The sequence below is a fragment of the Agromyces sp. NPDC058064 genome (assembly GCF_042885275.1).
Classification (GTDB): Bacteria; Actinomycetota; Actinomycetes; order Actinomycetales; family Microbacteriaceae; genus Agromyces.
The window spans coordinates 800,150-816,619 of record NZ_JBHVSE010000001.1; the positions used below are offsets into that span (position 1 = coordinate 800,150).

General features: G+C 72.8%; 15 protein-coding genes. 13 read left to right on the forward strand and 2 right to left on the reverse strand.

Translation table 11 applies throughout. The annotated features are described in order from the left end of the window. Positions 1-21 precede the first annotated feature (21 nt). The 3 genes from ACFVSL_RS03730 (at position 22) to ACFVSL_RS03740 (ending at position 4,256) form a co-directional block, all read left to right on the forward strand. Complete coding sequence (locus ACFVSL_RS03730; protein WP_386938613.1) at positions 22-2,277, forward strand: esterase-like activity of phytase family protein; 2,256 nt, start codon at positions 22-24, stop codon at positions 2,275-2,277. Positions 2,278-2,532: 255 nt separating this feature from the next. Continuing rightward, a complete protein-coding gene (locus tag ACFVSL_RS03735; protein ID WP_386938614.1) occupies positions 2,533-2,952 on the forward strand; it encodes a hypothetical protein in 420 nt (139 codons plus the stop codon). Positions 2,953-3,029: 77 nt separating this feature from the next. Further along, positions 3,030-4,256 (forward strand): pyridoxal phosphate-dependent aminotransferase, encoded by a 1,227-nt coding sequence (locus tag ACFVSL_RS03740; protein ID WP_386938616.1) that lies wholly within the window; start codon positions 3,030-3,032, stop codon positions 4,254-4,256. Positions 4,257-4,305: 49 nt separating this feature from the next. On the opposite strand, the gene ACFVSL_RS03745 is transcribed toward ACFVSL_RS03740, so the two are convergent. Both ACFVSL_RS03745 and ACFVSL_RS03750 read right to left on the reverse strand, forming a co-directional pair. Then, on the reverse strand, positions 4,306-4,743 hold the full coding sequence (locus tag ACFVSL_RS03745; protein ID WP_386938617.1) for a hypothetical protein: 438 nt from the start codon (positions 4,741-4,743) through the stop codon (positions 4,306-4,308). Positions 4,744-4,852: 109 nt separating this feature from the next. Next, a complete protein-coding gene (locus tag ACFVSL_RS03750) occupies positions 4,853-5,827 on the reverse strand; it encodes a LysR family transcriptional regulator ArgP (RefSeq protein ID WP_386938619.1) in 975 nt (324 codons plus the stop codon). A 72-nt stretch (positions 5,828-5,899) separates the two neighbouring features. Here ACFVSL_RS03750 and ACFVSL_RS03755 point away from each other — a divergent pair, with 72 nt between their 5' ends. The 10 genes from ACFVSL_RS03755 to ACFVSL_RS03800 all read left to right on the forward strand — a co-directional run bounded on the left by ACFVSL_RS03755 (position 5,900) and on the right by ACFVSL_RS03800 (position 16,354). Next, positions 5,900-6,628 carry a LysE/ArgO family amino acid transporter gene (locus ACFVSL_RS03755; protein ID WP_386938620.1) on the forward strand — a complete coding sequence of 243 codons (729 nt, stop codon included), beginning with the start codon at positions 5,900-5,902 and terminating at the stop codon, positions 6,626-6,628. A gap of 304 nt (positions 6,629-6,932) precedes the next feature. Beyond that, on the forward strand, positions 6,933-7,937 hold the full coding sequence (locus tag ACFVSL_RS03760) for an isopenicillin N synthase family dioxygenase (RefSeq protein WP_386938623.1): 1,005 nt from the start codon (positions 6,933-6,935) through the stop codon (positions 7,935-7,937). A gap of 106 nt (positions 7,938-8,043) precedes the next feature. Beyond that, positions 8,044-8,892, forward strand: coding sequence for a YciI family protein (locus tag ACFVSL_RS03765; protein WP_386938625.1), 849 nt, complete (start codon positions 8,044-8,046; stop codon positions 8,890-8,892). A 119-nt stretch (positions 8,893-9,011) separates the two neighbouring features. After that, positions 9,012-10,259, forward strand: coding sequence for an RNA polymerase sigma factor (locus ACFVSL_RS03770; RefSeq protein WP_386938626.1), 1,248 nt, complete (start codon positions 9,012-9,014; stop codon positions 10,257-10,259). 95 nt (positions 10,260-10,354) lie between these two features. Continuing rightward, the gene (locus ACFVSL_RS03775; RefSeq protein WP_386938628.1) at positions 10,355-11,239 is read left to right on the forward strand and encodes an ABC transporter ATP-binding protein; all 885 of its coding nucleotides are present in this window, start codon (positions 10,355-10,357) and stop codon (positions 11,237-11,239) included. After that, the gene (locus ACFVSL_RS03780; protein ID WP_386938629.1) at positions 11,236-12,039 is read left to right on the forward strand and encodes an ABC transporter permease; all 804 of its coding nucleotides are present in this window, start codon (positions 11,236-11,238) and stop codon (positions 12,037-12,039) included. Before ACFVSL_RS03775 ends, ACFVSL_RS03780 begins: the two co-directional genes overlap by 4 nt. Positions 12,040-12,113: 74 nt before the next feature. Next, positions 12,114-13,283, forward strand: a complete 1,170-nt coding sequence (locus ACFVSL_RS03785) for a sensor histidine kinase (protein WP_386938631.1) — start codon at positions 12,114-12,116, stop codon at positions 13,281-13,283. Continuing rightward, positions 13,280-13,921 (forward strand): response regulator, encoded by a 642-nt coding sequence (locus tag ACFVSL_RS03790; protein ID WP_386938632.1) that lies wholly within the window; start codon positions 13,280-13,282, stop codon positions 13,919-13,921. The genes ACFVSL_RS03785 and ACFVSL_RS03790 overlap by 4 nt, the downstream gene beginning before the upstream one ends. A 97-nt stretch (positions 13,922-14,018) precedes the next feature. Beyond that, entirely contained in the window at positions 14,019-14,678 is a 660-nt protein-coding gene (locus ACFVSL_RS03795; RefSeq protein ID WP_386938633.1) for a TetR/AcrR family transcriptional regulator, read from the forward strand. After that, positions 14,675-16,354, forward strand: a complete 1,680-nt coding sequence (locus tag ACFVSL_RS03800) for an MDR family MFS transporter (protein ID WP_386938634.1) — start codon at positions 14,675-14,677, stop codon at positions 16,352-16,354. Before ACFVSL_RS03795 ends, ACFVSL_RS03800 begins: the two co-directional genes overlap by 4 nt. The last annotated feature ends 116 nt before the right edge of the window (positions 16,355-16,470 follow it).

A 16,470-nucleotide genomic window follows, 5' to 3' on the forward strand; every position in this document is an offset into this window, starting at 1 on the left:
GTGCCCGATTTGCTCGCGACCATGAGCCGAATCCTCACGCGACGCGCGCTGCCGCGCGTCATCGCCGTCACCGCCGCGACCGCAGCCGCGGCCGCCCTGCTCGCCGCCGCCCCTGCCGACGCCGTCGGCAACGGGCAGACCACCCCGACCTCGCCGATGCACGCCTTCGAGCCGACGCTCGTCGCGCGAGCGACGCTCTCGGCCGACTTCCTCGCCGACGGGCCCGCATCGGGCGCGCTCGCCTCCGCAGCGAACGGCCGACAGGGCCCGTGGGAGGGTCAGGTCATCCCGGGCTTCTCGGCCGTGATCGAGAACGCCGACGGCACCTTCTGGGCGCAGCCCGACAACGGGTTCGGCTCGAAGGGCAACTCGGCCGACTTCCTGCTGCGCAACTACCTGGTGACGCCCGACTGGCAGACCGCGGACGGGGGCGACGGCTCGCTCGAGGTGGAGCGGTTCATCTCGTACAACGACCGCAACGGCGTGCTCGACTTCCCGATCGTGAACGAGGGCACCGACGAGCGCCTCCTCACGGGCGCCGACTTCGACATCGAGTCGGTCGTGCGTGCGAAGGACGGCAGCTTCTGGGTCGGTGAGGAGTTCGGGCCGTTCCTGCTGCACTTCGACGCCGAGGGCACCCTGCTCGAGAAGCCCTTCTCGCTCGACGGCGCGAAGTCGCCGCAGAACCCCTACCTCGAGCCGGGCGAGAGCCCGCGGGTGCGCGCGAGCCGCGGGTTCGAGGCGCTGGCCGCCTCGGTGAACGGCCGCTACGTCTACCCGATCGTCGAGGGCTCGTACGCCGACGACGCCGACCTCCGCCGTCGTGAGATCCACGAGTTCGACACGAAGCGGGGCGTCTACACCGACCGCACCTGGAGCTACCAGACCGACCAGGAGCCGAACGTCATCGGCGACGCGTTCACGGTGAAGAACGGCGTGCTGCTCGTCGTCGAGCGCGACGACTTCGAGGGCGAGCAGTCGGTCACGAAGCGCGTCTACCAGGTCGACCTGAAGCGCACCGACGCAGAGGGCTACCTCGAGAAGACGCTCGTGCTCGACGCATTGCGCATCCGGAACCCCGACGGGGTCGGCGCCGGCGACGGCTACGGCACCGGCGAGGTGTTCTCGCTGCCCGTGCAGTCGTTCGAGACGATCGTGCAGCTGAAGGACGGGCGCCTGCTCATCGGCAACGACAACAACTACCCCGGCAACGACGCCCGCGTGCCCGGAACCCCCGACGACACCGAGTTCGCCGTGATCGACCTCGACCGAACGAAGATCGAGCCCGAGCAGGTGACCGTCATCGGCCACCGCGGCGCGAGCGGCCACCGCCCCGAGCACACGCTCGCGGCCTACGAGCAGGCGATCGTGCAGTGCGCCGACTACATCGAGCCCGACGTGGTCTCGACGAAGGACGGCGTGCTCGTCGCCCGCCACGAGAACGAGATCAGCGGCACGACGAACGTCGCCGCCCGGCCCGAGTTCGCCGACCGCAAGGCATCGAAGGTCATCGACGGCGCCACGGTGACCGGCTGGTTCACCGAGGACTTCACGCTCGCCGAGCTCCGCACCCTCCGGGCGAAGGAGCGGCTGCCGCAGACCCGCCCGGCGAACACCGCGTTCGACGGCCTCTACCAGGTGCCGACGCTCGACGAGGTCATCGACCTCGCCCGCCACTCGATCAGCTGCGACGGCCGCCAGGTCGGCGTCTACCCCGAGACGAAGCACCCGAGCTACTTCGACGCGATCGGCCTCTCGCTCGAGGAGCCGCTCGTCGCGGCGCTCCGGGCCGACGGCCTCGACCGCGCGGACGCCCCGGTGCTCGTGCAGAGCTTCGAGGTGTCGAACCTCCGCGAGCTCGACGGCCTCACCGAGGTGCCGCTCGCCCAGCTCGTCAGCAACTCGGGCCGCCCGTACGACTTCGTCCTCGCGGGCGACACGCGCACCTACCGCGACCTCGTGACGCCCGTCGGCCTCGCGGAGATCGCCGGGTACGCCGACGGCATCGGCGCCGAGAAGTCCGTGCTGATCCCGCGGACGGCGTCGGGCACGCTCGCCGCGCCGAGTCCCGTGATCGCCGACGCGCACGCCGCCGGCCTCGACGTGCACGGCTGGACCTTCCGTCTCGAGAACCAGTTCCTCCCGGTCGAGTTCCGCTCGAGCGCGCTGCCGAACGAGGCGGGCGACCTGGCGGGCGAGATCGCGGTCTACCTCGCCGCCGGCATGGACGGCGTGTTCAGCGACCAGCCCGACGTGGCGGTCACGGTCGCCGGCTGAGCCCGCGCGTACGCCGGCGAGGGGATACCACGGGCCCGGCCCGCGGCATCCCCTCGTGCACGGAAGCCCGAGCCGGCGCCCGCGGGCTGGGGCGGTACCGCGGCGCGAGGACGCGGGAATCACCGGGTCAGCGGGCGGATCGGTTCCCCTGCGCTTCGCCCCTGAGTAGCATGTGGCTCAGCACCATCAGCACCATCGCGCGCCGGCGCCGCCGAGGCCCCGTCGCATCCCGCATTCGACGAGGGGGTTGGTTCCATGAGTGACACGCAGACCGGCGAGGTCCGCCCGACCGGCTGGGTCGGCTGGGGCGTCTTCGCGGCGATCATCCTGATCGTCGCCGGCGGCTTCGACCTGCTCTACGGCTTCATCGCGCTGTTCATGCCCGACAGCGCATACTTCGTCACGGCGCAGGGCGGCCTGCTGCTCTTCGACGTCGAGGGCTGGGGCTGGTGGCACGTCATCTCGGGCGCCCTGCTCGTGCTGATCGGCGCCGTGCTCTTCACGGGCGCGACGTGGGCCCGCGTCATCGCGGTGATCCTCGTCGTGGTCAACGCGCTCGGCCAGCTCGCGCTGCTGCCCGTGCAGCCCTGGTGGTCGCTCATCGTGCTCGCGCTCGACGTGCTCGTCATCTACGCGCTCACGGTGCACGGCAAGGAGCTCGAACACCTCGGCTGAACCGTCGCGCGTCTCCGGATGGATTGCGGCGTCGCACCGCCTGTCATCCGGAGCGCGCGCGCCGTAGGCTGGTGGCCGTGACCGAACGCGCCCGTCTCTCCGCCCGCATCGCCGCCATCGCCGAGTCCGCGACCCTCAAGGTCGACGCCAAGGCGAAGGCCCTCCAGGCCGAGGGCCGCCCGGTCATCTCGTACGCCGCGGGCGAGCCCGACTTCTCGACGCCCGAGCACATCGTCGAGGCGGCGCTCGCCGCCACGCGCGACCCGAGGAACTACCGCTACACGCCGGCCGCCGGCCTCCCCGAGCTGCGCGAGGCGATCGCCGCGAAGACGCTGCGCGACTCGGGCCTCGAGGTCTCCCCCGGCCAGGTCGTCGTGACGAACGGCGGCAAGCAGGCGGTCTACCAGGCCTTCCAGGTGCTGCTCGACGAGGGCGACGAGGTGCTCGTGCCCGCCCCCTACTGGACCACGTACCCCGAGGCGATCAAGCTCGCCGGCGGCACGCAGGTCGACGTCTTCGCGGGCAGCGACCAGGGCTACCTGGTCACGGTCGAGCAGCTCGAGGCCGCCCGCACCGAGCGCACCAAGGTGCTGCTGTTCGTCTCGCCGTCGAACCCGACGGGCGCCGTCTACTCGCCCGAGCAGACGCGCGCGATCGGCGAGTGGGCGCTCGAGCACGGCATCTGGATCGTCGCCGACGAGATCTACCAGAACCTCACCTACGGCTCGCTCGACTCCGAGGTCGGCGGCGCCGCCCCGCGCGCCCTCTCGATCGTCGAGGCCGTTCCCGGTCTCGCCAACCAGACGATCCTCGTCAACGGCGTCGCGAAGACCTACGCGATGACGGGCTGGCGCCTCGGCTGGATGGTCGGCCCCGCCGACGTCATCAAGGGCGCCGCGAACCTGCAGTCGCACCTCTCGTCGAACGTCTCGAACATCTCGCAGCGCGCGGCGATCGCCGCCCTCAACGGCCCGCAGGAGCCCGTCGAGGCGATGCGGCAGGCGTTCGACCGCCGCCGCCGCCTGATCGTCGCCGAGCTCTCGAAGATCGACGGCATGACCGTGCCGGTGCCCGAGGGCGCCTTCTACGTCTATCCCGATGTGACGGGCCTCCTCGGTCGCGAGTGGGGCGGCGTCACGCCGGCCACCTCGCTCGAGCTCGCCGACCTCATCCTCGAGCAGGCCGAGGTCGCCGCGGTTCCCGGCGAGGCGTTCGGGCCGAGCGGCTTCCTGCGGTTCAGCTACGCCCTCGGCGACGAGCCGCTGCTCGAGGGCGTGCAGCGCCTGCAGCGCCTCTTCGGCTGAGGCGGGTGCCTCGGGGCGACGTCGGACGCGTGCGCCCCGCGTCGCCGGGTCAGTCCGCGAGGCAGACGACGTAGGCCGCGAAGAACCTGGGGCTCCGGTCGGCGTCGACGCGCTCGACCTCGATCCGCCAGCCGATCGGGCGGCGGGTCGCCCCGTCGCTGCCGGCGATCGGTCCGTCGTCGGTCTCGGTCACGCCGCCGCCGGAGCCGAGCCGGCCGCCGCCCAGGGCGATCTCGCCGGGCTCGCAGTACACCGCGGCGGAACCCGCGAGGTCGTACGATCCGAGCATCGCCCCGGCCTCGCGCAGCGCGACGGCGTCGGGCACGTCGCCGGCTCGCGAGACGGGCGGAGCCGGCATGCCGGCCCCGATCGGCGAGTCGTGCGAGGTGGCCACCTGCATGCCGACGAGGGTCCCGACGCCGTACGCGGCGGCGACTGCGGCGATGGTCGCAGCGGTCACCATGGCCGCGACCACCCAGATCTTCATGGGCAGCTCCTCGCCAGACTGGCAGCACCTCGCCCGGGTCGCCGGCGACGGTAGCGCAAGCGCCGGCCGGCCGCCTGCGTGCCAGCACTGGACTGCGGCCGGGGTCGCCTCAGACGAGGGTGCGCCGCGCCTCGCTCGCGAGCGACTCGGCCACCGCGTCGAGCAGGGGCGAGCTGAGGTTCCACTGCTGCCAGTACAGGGGCACGCCGACCGGCGGGCCGCCGAGCCGCACGAGCTCGCCGTGCTCGAGCTCGGGCGACGACTGGAACTCGGGCAGCATGCCCCAGCCGAGCCCGAGCTTCACGGCGCTCGCGAAGTCGTTCGAGGCGGGCACGTAGTGTCGGGGGGCGCGTTCGGGGTCGAAGCCGGCGGCGCGCAGCGCATCGTGCTGCAGGTGGTCCCGCCGGTCGAAGTCGACGAGCGGCGCATGCACCAGCCAGGCGGGCAGCGCGGATGCCACGGCGCCGGGACCGCGGCGCTCGCCGTCGCCGTGCCCGGCGGACCACCGGGCGACGTACGCCGGGGTCGCCACGGCCTCGTAGCGCATGACGCCGAGGGGGTGCACGAGGCATCCGGCCACGGGCGTCGCCTGCGAGGTGACCGCCCCCATGACGGTGCCCGACTCGAGCAGGCCGGCCGTGAAGTCCTGGTCGTCGCGGTGCAGGTCGAAGACGACGGGGTGCGCCTCGGCGACGCGGGCGAGGGCGGGCAGGAACCACGTGGCGAGCGAGTCGGCGTTGACCGCGAGCGGGATCGCCACGGGCCGGACGGCCGCGGAGCGGGCGCCGATCGCCGCGCCGGCCTCGGTGTCGGCGACGCTGTCGGCGTCGAGGCCGAACTCGGCGAGCGCATCGTGCTCGAGGAGCGCCAGCTGCCGGGCGAGCCGTACGACGACCGCCCCCGCCTCGGTCGCCCTGGCCGGCTTCGAGCGCACGACGAGCACCCGCCCGAGCCGCTGCTCGAGCGTCTTCACGCGCTGCGACACCGCAGACGGGGTGAGCCGGAGCCGGCGGGCGGCCGCGTCGAAGGTGCCCTCGTCGATGACGGCGGCGAGGGTGCGGGCGAGGTCGAGTGGAATCTGCATCTGAAGCAAGGCTAACGGTTCTGAAGGATCTTGAGCTGGATTCATGCATCGATCGCTCCTAGCCTCGAATCCATGTCCCTCTCCTCCGTGCTCGCCGGTCTCGGCCTCGGCCTCTCGCTCATCGTCGCGATCGGGGCCCAGAACGTGTTCGTCCTGCGTCAGGGCATCCGGCGCGAGCACGTCTTCGCGGTCGCGGCGATCTGCGCGCTGAGCGACCTCGTGCTCATCGTCGTGGGGGTCTCGGGCATCGGGGCGGTGCTCGCCGCCGTGCCGTGGCTCGTCGAGGTGATCCGCTGGGTGGGCGCCGCCTTCCTCGTCGGCTACGGACTGCTCGCCCTGCGGCGCGCACTGAAGCCGGGCGGCGAGGCGCTCGTCGCCGAGGCGGCGGCGGAGGCGGTGGAGCCCGCGGACGCTCGGGCCGGGACTCCCGACGCGTCCGCGGACTCGACGGCCGCCGCCCGGCCGGCCCCAGCGGCGCTGCTCGCGCCGGCACGCACGCGCCCGGTGCGATCCACCCTCACGGTGGCGGTGCTCACCTGCCTCGCCCTCACCTGGCTGAACCCGCACGTCTATCTCGACACGGTGTTCCTGCTCGGCTCGGTGGCGAACAGCCACGGCGACGAGCGCTGGGCGTTCGCCGCCGGCGCGGGGGCCGCGAGCCTCGCCTGGTTCTTCGCGCTCGCGTACGGCGCGCGCCTGCTCGGTCGCGTGCTCGCCACCCCGCGGGCGTGGCGCATCCTCGACGGCGTGATCGCGGTGGTCATGTTCGCCATCGCCGCCTCGCTCGTGCTGCCCCACTGATGGGGAATAGCGGGTCGCCCCCGGCCGTGCTACCGTTTCCGACATCGTGAGCACCTTCACCTGTCGCTGCTGTCGCCGCTAGGCGGTCGTCTCCCCGACGACCCCAGGGCGCGATTCCCCGCGCCGCCGACTGCAGCCCCGTGCTCACGCCGCATCCGACGCGTCCGCGTCAGCTCCGCGGCATCCGCCTCGAACCGATCTCTCGCATCGGACTCGGATCACCGGATGCAACGCAGCCGACGTCAACGGATGCCGGGGCCGCTGCATCGTCGGCGCACCACCCGGCACTCGAAAGGACCATCCCATGTCCGGCATCCCCGTTCTCGACCTCTCCCTGCTCAACGGCACGACCGAGCAGCAGGCGCAGTTCCGCGACGAGCTCCGCCGCGCGACCCACGAGGTCGGCTTCTTCTCGCTGATCGGCCACGGCGTGCCGACCGAGCTCATCGACCGCGCGTACGCGGCGGCGCGGGCGTTCTTCGCCCTGCCCGAGTCGCACAAGCTCGCGATCGAGAACGTCACGAGCCCGCACTTCCGCGGCTACACCCGCATGGGCGGCGAGCGCACGCTCGGCCGCGTCGACATCCGCGAGCAGATCGACCTCGGAGCCGAGCGCCCGGCCGTGCCCATGACGGCCGATACCCCCGACTACTGGATCCTCGAGGGCCCGAACCTGTGGCCCGAGGCGCTGCCCGAGTTCCGCGCGGTCGCCGAGGAGTGGATCGCCCGGCTCGACGAGGTCGGCACGCGCCTCCTGCGCAGCTGGGCCGAGGCGCTCGGCGCGGCGCCCGACACGTTCGACGCGGCCTTCGAGCGCCCGTCGCCGTACCTCAAGGTCGTGCGCTACCCCGGCGTCGCGGCCGAGCAGCCCGCCCAGGGCGTCGGCGCCCACAAGGACCTCGGCGTGCTCACGCTGCTCTCGGTCGAGGACGGCAAGGCCGGGCTCCAGGTCGAGAAGGACGGCGAGTGGATCGACGTCGTGGCGCCGGCCGGCGCGTTCATCGTCAACATCGGCGAGCTGCTCGAGATCGCGACCGACGGCTACCTCAAGGCGACCAAGCACCGCGTGGTCTCCCCCGCACCCGGCACCGAGCGCATCTCGATCCCGTACTTCCACGGGCCGGCGCTCGACGCCGTGATCCCGACGATCGAGCTCGCGCCCGAGCTCGCCGCCGAGGCGCCCGGGGTCACCCGGGACCCGGCGAACCCGCTGCACGCGGTGTTCGGCGAGAACTGGCTGAAGAGCCGGCTCCGCGCCCACCCGAACGTCGTCGAGGCGCAGTACCCGAGGCTGCTCGTCGGCGCCTGACCGGGGTCGGGCGAGCGCCGATCGCCCCGAACCGGCACGAGGTGTCGAAAACGGCTTCCGCCGTTCGTCGTACCTGCGTAGCGTGACCGAGAGAGAGGATTCCGACATGGAATACGCGCTGTTGTACGCAGAGGGAACGGACGCACTGCCCTACGTCGCCGCCGACGACAACGTCGGCGACTGGGTCGACGAGGTCGTCGCGCGCGGCGTCTCCGAGTTCGGCGAGCGGCTGCGGCCCGAGCAGGATGCCACGACCGTGCGCGTGCGGCGGGGAGAACTGCTCGTGAGCGACGGGCCGTTCACCGAGTCGAAGGAGTCGATCGGCGGGTTCGACGTCATCGACGCCCGCGACCTCGACGAGGCGATCGAGATCGCGTCGCGGCACCCGGTCGCGTCGTTCGGTCGCGTCGAGGTGCGCCCGTTCGTGCGGTGGCCCGACGCCGAGCCGGGCGCGCGCATCGTGCCGGCCGGCTTCGCCGAGCGCGAGGCCGTGGGCCGGCGCTACCTCATGCTCGTGATCGCCGGGTCCGGCGGCGAGCGCGCCGAGGGCGCCGAGGGCGAGGGCGCCGCCGGTGACGACGACCCCGAGGCGTGGGTGACCGAGATGGACGGCCGCGGCGTGCGGCTCTTCGGCGAGGTGCTGCGCGGCCCCGAGGACGCCACCTTCGTGCGGCGGCGCGACGGCGAGGTGCTCGTCGCCGACGGGCCCCTCACGGAGGCGAAAGAGTGGATCGCGGGCTTCGACCTCCTCGAGGTGGCCGACCTCGCCGAGGCGATCGAGGTCGCGTCGAAGCATCCGATGGCCCGTGGCGGCACGCTCGAGCTCCGCCCGCTCTGGCCGTTCGACCCGCACGAGGACCACGTCGAACGCACGGAGCGCGAGGCTGCCGACGTCGCGGTGCGGCTCGAGCCGCGCGCGGTCGACGCCGCCGCCCTGGTGGGGGCGAGGGTCTGACGCACGCCGGCGACGCGCACGGCGCGCACGAGGCGGCTCCGCACGAGCAGGGCGGAGCCGCCTCGGCCGACGTCGATCTTGCGCTCCGCACCGCGTTCGAGGGCGAGTGGGCGCGCGTCGTGGCGACGCTCATCCGGGTGACCGGCGACTGGGACGTCGCGGAGGAGGCCGCGGCCGGGGCGTTCGAGCGGGCGACGGCGACCTGGCCCCGTGACGGGGTGCCGCGCAACCCCGGCGCCTGGCTCACGACGACCGCGCGCCGCATCGCGCTCGATCGGCTGCGTCGACGCGGCGTCGAGGCCGAGAAGGTGAGGGAGTGGCTGATGGATGCGCGTGCGGACGGAAGCCTCGACGGCCCCGCCGACCCGGGCGAGGTCGTCGTGCACGGCGAGGACCCGGCGTGGGACGACCGGCTCCGCCTCGTCTTCACGTGCGCGCACCCGGCGCTGCCGATGGAGGCGCGGGTCGCCCTCACGCTGCGCACGGTCGGCGGGCTGGAGACCCGCGAGATCGCCAGGGCGTTCCTCGTTCCCGAGTCGACGATGGGCCAGCGCATCGCTCGCGCGAAGCGCAAGATCCGGCACGCCGGGATCCCCTATCGCGTGCCGCCCGCCGAGGCGCTGGCCGAGCGGCTCGGCGGCGTGCTCGCGGTGGTCTACCTGATCGCCAACGAGGGCTACCTCGCCTCCTCGGGCGATCGCCTGCAACGCCTCGACCTCTCAGCCGAGGCGATCCGGCTCGCCCGGCTCGTCGTCTCGCTCATGCCCGACTCCGACGAGGCACGGGCGCTCCTGGCGCTGCTCCTGCTCCAGCACGCGCGCTCCGCCGCACGGGTGGACGCGGCGGGAGACCTCGTGCCGCTCGCGGAGCAGGATCGGTCCCGCTGGGACCGGGGCGAGACGACCGAAGGACTAGCGCTGCTCGCGGGTCCGAGCGCGACCGCCGGGCCGGGCGGCGCGACCGCCGGACCGGGCGGCACGCCCGCCGGCGCCTACCGCCTCCAGGCGGAGATCCAGGCGGTGCACGCCGTCGCGACGACCGTCGACGCGACGGACTGGCCCGCGATCGTCGCCCGCTACGACGCGCTCGCAACGCTCACCGACTCGCCCTTCGTCCGGCTCAACCGGGCCATCGCGCTCGGCGAGGCCGATGGCGCCGCTGCGGCGCTCCTCGCCCTCGCCGGGCTCGAGGCCGGCGGACGCCTCGCGGGGTACCACCTGCTGCCCGCGGCGCAGGCCGAGTTCCTGCGCCGCGAGGGTCGGCTCGCCGAGGCATCCGACCGCTACCGCGACGCCATCGCGCTCGCGCCGACCGCGCCCGAGGTGCGGTTCCTCGAACGCCGCCTGGCGGAGATCGAGCCGCGGTAGGTGCTCACCCGCCCCCGGCGTCCACCGACCGGTGGATGCCGGAATCGACCCGTCGGACGCTGCCGCACCGGCGCGCCCGCTGCCACGCTGGAGCCATGACGACGAACGACGCGGCCGTGCAGGTGCGGGAGCTCCGCAAGCAGTACGGCCAGAAGACCGCGGTCGACGGGGTGAGCTTCGACATCCGGCACGGCGAGACCTTCGCGCTGCTCGGGCCGAACGGCGCCGGCAAGTCGACCACCATCGAGATCCTCGAGGGGTACCGCAACCGCACGGGCGGCGAGGTGAGCGTGCTCGGCACCGACCCCGCGAAGGGCGGCCTCGCCTGGAAGGCGCGCCTCGGCATCGTGCTGCAGACGACCGGCGAGACCGGGCTCGTGACGGTGGCCGAGCAGCTGGCGCACTTCGCCGGGTTCTACCCGAACCCCCGGGACGTCGACGAGGTCATCGCGGCCGTCGGCCTCGAGGCGCAGGCGAAGACGCGCATCGCGAAGCTCTCGGGCGGGCAGCAGCGGCGCGTGGACGTCGCGCTCGGCATCATCGGGCGCCCCGAACTCCTCTTCCTCGACGAACCGACGACCGGCTTCGACCCCGAGGCCAGGCGGCAGTTCTGGCAGGTCATCCGGGGGCTCAAGGCCGAGGGCACGACGATCCTGCTCACGACCCACTACCTCGACGAGGCGGCGCAGCTCGCCGACCGGGCGGGAGTGATCGCCGGCGGCCGGCTGGTCGACCTCGGCGGCATCGACGAGATCGGCGGCACCGAGGCGCGCGTGCCGCTCGTGCGGTGGCGCGACGCGGGAGGGGTGCTCCGCGAGGAGCGCACCCACGAGCCGGGCCGGGTCGTGGCCGCGGTCGTGGCCTCGGCGGGCGGAGAGCCCGCCGAGCTCGAGGTGATCCGTCCGAGCCTCGAGGACATCTACCTGCAGCTCGTGCGCAGCGTCGAGGGCGCTGCCGAACCCGAGGAGGTGCTCGCATGAGCACGATCGCACTGGGCGCTTCGCGCATCGGCTACGAGACGAAGACCTACTTCCGCTCGATCGACACCCTGTTCTTCACGTTCCTCTTCCCCTTCGTGATGCTCGCGATCTTCACGGCCGCGTTCAGCGCTCAGGGCGAGGTCGGTCCTCCCGGGTCGGAGATCTCGATCGCCGCCTACTACCTTCCCGGGATGATCGCCGCCGGCATCCTGCTGTCGGGCGTGCAGAACCTCGCCGTCGACATCGCGATGGAGAAGAGCAACGGCACGCTCAAGCGCCTCGGCGGCACCCCGTTGTCGCCGGTCGGCTACTTCCTCGGCAAGATCGGGCAGGTGTTCGTGACCGGCACGCTGCAGGCAGGCCTCCTCATCCTCGGCGGATGGCTCGTGCTCGGCATCGACATGCCCACCGAGCCCGAGAAGTGGCTCACCTTCGCGTGGGTGTTCGTGCTCGGCCTCGTGACCTGCGCGCTCGTCGGCATCGCCCTCTCGGCGGTGCCGCGCAGCGGCAGGAGCGCGACCGCGGTGGTCGTGCCGATGGTGCTGCTGCTGCAGTTCATCTCGGGCGTCTACCTGCAGTGGAACATGCTGCCGACCTGGTTGCAGGACATCGCGAGCCTGTTCCCGCTCAAGTGGATCGCGCAGGGCATGCGGTACGTCTTCCTGCCCGAGGGCTGGGAGGCGCTCGAGCAGAACGAGTCGTGGAACCTGCCCGGCGTCGCGATCGCGCTCGGTGTCTGGCTCGTCATCGGGCTCGTGCTCAGCCGCATCACGTTCCGCTGGATCCGACGGGATGCCTGAGATCCGCACCGCGGGGCCCGCGAGCGTTCGCGGGCCTCGCGAGCGCCCCGATCCCCCCGTGAGAGCATGACGGCATGCTGAACCGCCGCTGGTGGGATCTCGGGGCGCTCGCCGTCGCCGCGGTGACCGTGCTCTTCGGCGTCGCCGAGCCGCCCTACGGCCCCGGCGACTGGGGGGCGTGGGCGGTCTCGGCCGTGTTCCTGGTGCTCTACTTCGCCTACCTGCGCGGCGGCATCGGCGGCGAGGACCCGACGCGGCACGTCGTCATCACGATCGCGCTCGCGGCCGTCGTCGGCACGGGCGTCGCGTACGACCCGAGCGCGTCGATCCTGCAGGCCTTCGCCTACCCGTTCATCTGGATCACCGCGCCGTCGACGCGGCGCGCGATCATCGCCAACGTGGTGATCGCGCTCGCGCTGCTCGTCGGGTACCTCGTGCACTTCGGCCTCGGCGGCTGGCTCGCCGGCCTCACCGTCGCGGGGCTCTCGCTCGGCTTCAGCCTCGCGCTCGGCCTCTGGATCACCCACATCGCCGAGATCGGCGAGGAGCGGGTGCGGCTGTACGACGAACTGCAGGCCGCGCAGGGCCAGCTCGCGGCGATGCACCGCGAGGCGGGCGTGAACGAGGAGCGCGGCCGGCTCGCCCGCGAGATCCACGACACGATCGCGCAGAGCCTCACGGGCCTCGTGATGGTCGCCCAGCGCACCGAGAACCGCCTCGCGACCGTCGAGGGCGAGGCGGCGGCCGCCGCGCGCGGCGACGTCGAGCTCATCGAGCAGATGGCGCGCGAGGCGCTCACCGAGGCACGCGGCCTCGTCGCCTCGCTCGCCCCGGTCTCGGCCGACGGCGGCCTCGCCGCCGCGCTCGGCCGGCTCGGTGCCGCCTTCGAGCGCGAGACGGGGGTGCGGGTGGGCATCGAAGCGGAGGCCACTGGCCTCGACCGCGAGCTCGAGGTCGTGCTGCTGCGGTGCGCCCAGGAGGGGCTCGCGAACGTGCGCAAGCACGCGCAGGCGAGCCGCGCCGAGATCGCGGTGCGGGCGACGGCCGAACGGGTGGAGCTGACCGTGCGCGACGACGGCATCGGCCCCGCGCGCGAGGGCGACGAGGCGGCGGAGCCCGGCGGCTTCGGGCTCGCGGGACTGCGCGACCGCGCGGCTCTGGTGGGCGGCACGTTCGAGTTCGGCGCGGCCGACGGCGGCGGTGCGCTGCTGCGGGTGACCGTGCCCCGGAAGGAGCAGGGATGAATCCGATCCGCGTCGTCGTGGCCGACGACCACCCGATCGTGCGGGCCGGCATCGTGGGCCTGCTCGGCACGGCCGCCGGCATCGAGGTCGTCGGGGAGGCGTCGAACGGGGCGGAGGCGGTCGAGCTGGCGCGCGCGGAGCATCCCGACCTCGTGCTGATGGACCTGCGCATGCCGGGCGTCGACGGCGCCTCGGCGACCGCCGAGATCGTCGCCTCGGTGCCGGGCACCCGCGTGCTCGTGCTGACCACCTACGAGACGGACGAGCACATCCTGTCGGCGATCGAGGCGGGCGCGGGCGGGTACCTGCTGAAGGCGGCGCCGCAGGAGGAGATCCTCGCGGGGATCCGCGCCGTGGCCGGCGGCGAGACCGTGCTCGCGCCGTCGATCGCCGCGAAGCTCGTGGCGCGCGTGCGCGCCGACGCCGCGGAGCCCGCCGAGGCCGCACCCTCGCTCTCGCCGCGCGAGCTCGAGGTGCTGCGGCTCGTCGCCGCGGGCCGCTCGAACCCCGAGATCGCGCGCGAGCTGTTCATCGGCGAGGCGACGGTGAAGACGCACCTGCTGCACGTCTTCGAGAAGCTCGGGGTGAGCGACCGCACGCGTGCCGTGACCCGGGCGATGGAGCTCGGCCTGCTCTGAGTTCGAGGGGCCGCGTCGCGCGCCGGGCACCGGCGCCCGTGAAACCGAACTGCGCTTGAATTTGCACTTTCGCCAAAAGAGTGCAGAATTGCACTTCATGACCGAAAGTGCAAAGACCTCGCCGGGCCTGCGCGAGCAGCGCATGCGCCGCACACGCCGAGAGCTCTGCCACCGCGCGCGCCAGCTCACGATCGAGCGCGGCCTCTCGGGCTTCACGATCGACGAGCTCTGCGCCGACGTCGGCGTCTCGCGCCGCACCTTCTTCAACTACTTCGCCGGCAAGGAGGCCGCGGTCGTCGGGCACGACGCCGACAGCATCGACGAGGAGGCGCTCGCCGCCTTCACCCGCGGCGACGACGACGCCCCGACCCTCCTCGACGCCCTCGCCGAGCTCGCGATCGCGACCATCGCCGCGTGGGACGAGGAGCACGACGCCATCGACCCGCACGCGCTCGTCGAGCGGGAGCCGCACCTCCTCCCCCACATGATCGGAGCCGGCCGGCAGCTCGAGACCCGCATCATCGCGGCGATCGAGACCCGCGAGGGCCTCGAAGCGGGCGATCCGATCGCCCGAACCGCGGCCGCCGTCATCGGCGCGCTCGTCGGCAACGCCGGGCACCGCTTCTTCGCGGATCCCGCGAGCGGCCGCGACGACTTCGCCGCGATCCTCCGCGAGTCGGTGACCGCGACCCGAGCGGTCTGCGCGCCGAACGCCACCCGAACCACGACCCCCCGCAACACCGAAAGCACCCCATGACCACGTCACCACCCGCCCCGGCGGCCCCCCTCCTCCTCACGAAGCGGCGCATCTGGATCATCTTCTCGGCGCTCATCGCCGGCATGCTGCTGTCGAGCCTCGACCAGACGATCGTCTCGACGGCCATGCCGACGATCGTCGGCGAGCTCGGCGGGGTCGAGTACCAGGCGTGGATCACCACCGCCTACCTGCTCGCGACCACCATCGTCATGCCGATCTACGGCAAGTTCGGCGACGTGCTCGGGCGGCGCAACCTCTTCCTCATCGCGATCGCCCTGTTCACCGTGGCCTCCATCGGCGCCGCGTTCGCCCCGACGTTCTGGGCCTTCGTCGCGTTCCGCGCCATGCAGGGCCTCGGCGGCGGCGGACTCATGATCCTGTCGCAGGCGATCATCGCCGACATCGTGCCGGCCTCCGAGCGCGGCAAGTACATGGGCCCCCTCGGCGCCATCTTCGGCCTCTCGGCCGTGGCCGGGCCCCTCCTCGGCGGCTACTTCGTCGACCACCTCACCTGGCAGTGGGCGTTCTACATCAACATCCCGATCGGCATCGCGGCGTTCGCCATCGCCTGGTTCACGCTGACGCTGCCGAGCAAGAAGGCCACGCACCGCATCGACGTGCTCGGCGTCATGCTGCTCTCGGCCGCGACGATCTGCCTCATCTTCTTCACCGACTTCGGCGGCAGCTCCGAGCACGGCTGGGGTGCGATCGAGACCTGGGCCTGGGGCGTCGGCCTCCTCGCCGCCGCGTGCATGTTCGTCTGGGCCGAGGCGCGCGCCGAGGACCCGATCATCCCGCTCTCGCTCTTCAGGAACCCCGTCTTCATCAACGCGACCGCGATCGGCTTCACGCTCGGCATCGGCATGTTCTCGGCCATCGCCTTCGTGCCGACGTTCCTGCAGATGTCGTCGGGCACCTCGGCGACGGCCTCGGGCCTGCTGATGCTCCCGATGATGGCCGGCATGATGGGCACGTCCATCTGGTCGGGCATCGCGATCTCGAAGTCGGGGCGCTACCGCGCCTACCCGATCGCCGGCACCCCCGTGACCGCTGCGGCCATGCTCGCCATGACGACCCTCTCGGCCGACACCCCGATCTGGCTGATCTGCGTCTACCTGTTCGTGTTCGGCGCGGGCCTCGGCCTCATCATGCAGGTCGTCGTGCTCGTGGTGCAGAACGCCGTGCCGGCCACCCAGGTGGGCACCGCGACCAGCACGAACAACTACTTCCGCGAGGTCGGCGCCTCGCTCGGCGTCGCGATCTTCGGCGCGATGTTCACGACCCGGCTCTCCGAGAACCTGACGAAGATCTTCACGGATGCCGGTGCCAGCGCCTCGCAGGCCGGCGACGCGATGTCGACGCTCGACCCGCAGGCGCTCTCCGAGCTGCCCGACCCCGTCCGCGACGCGATCGTGACGGCGTACGCCGACTCCCTCGCGCCCGTGTTCTGGTACCTCATCCCGTTCATCCTCGCGGCGTTCGTGCTGGCCCTGTTCCTCAAGCAGATCCCGCTCTCCGACGAGGCCGGCATGGTCGCGCGCGGCGAGGCGATCGCCGGCGACGAGGCGGATGCCGCGGAGCTGGCGCTGCGCGACGGCGGCACCGTCGTGACGGGGCCGGCCGACGACGGCGACCCGGCCGGTGCCGCGACGGGATCGACGCCGGCGCAGCGCTGACCGGATCGCATCCGATGCGGTGCATGCGGGGTCGCCTACGCTGGACGTGGCGTCCGCATGCACCGCTGGAGCGGCCGGGCCGAGCCCGCCGTCGACGCATGCCGACGGCCTCGAGA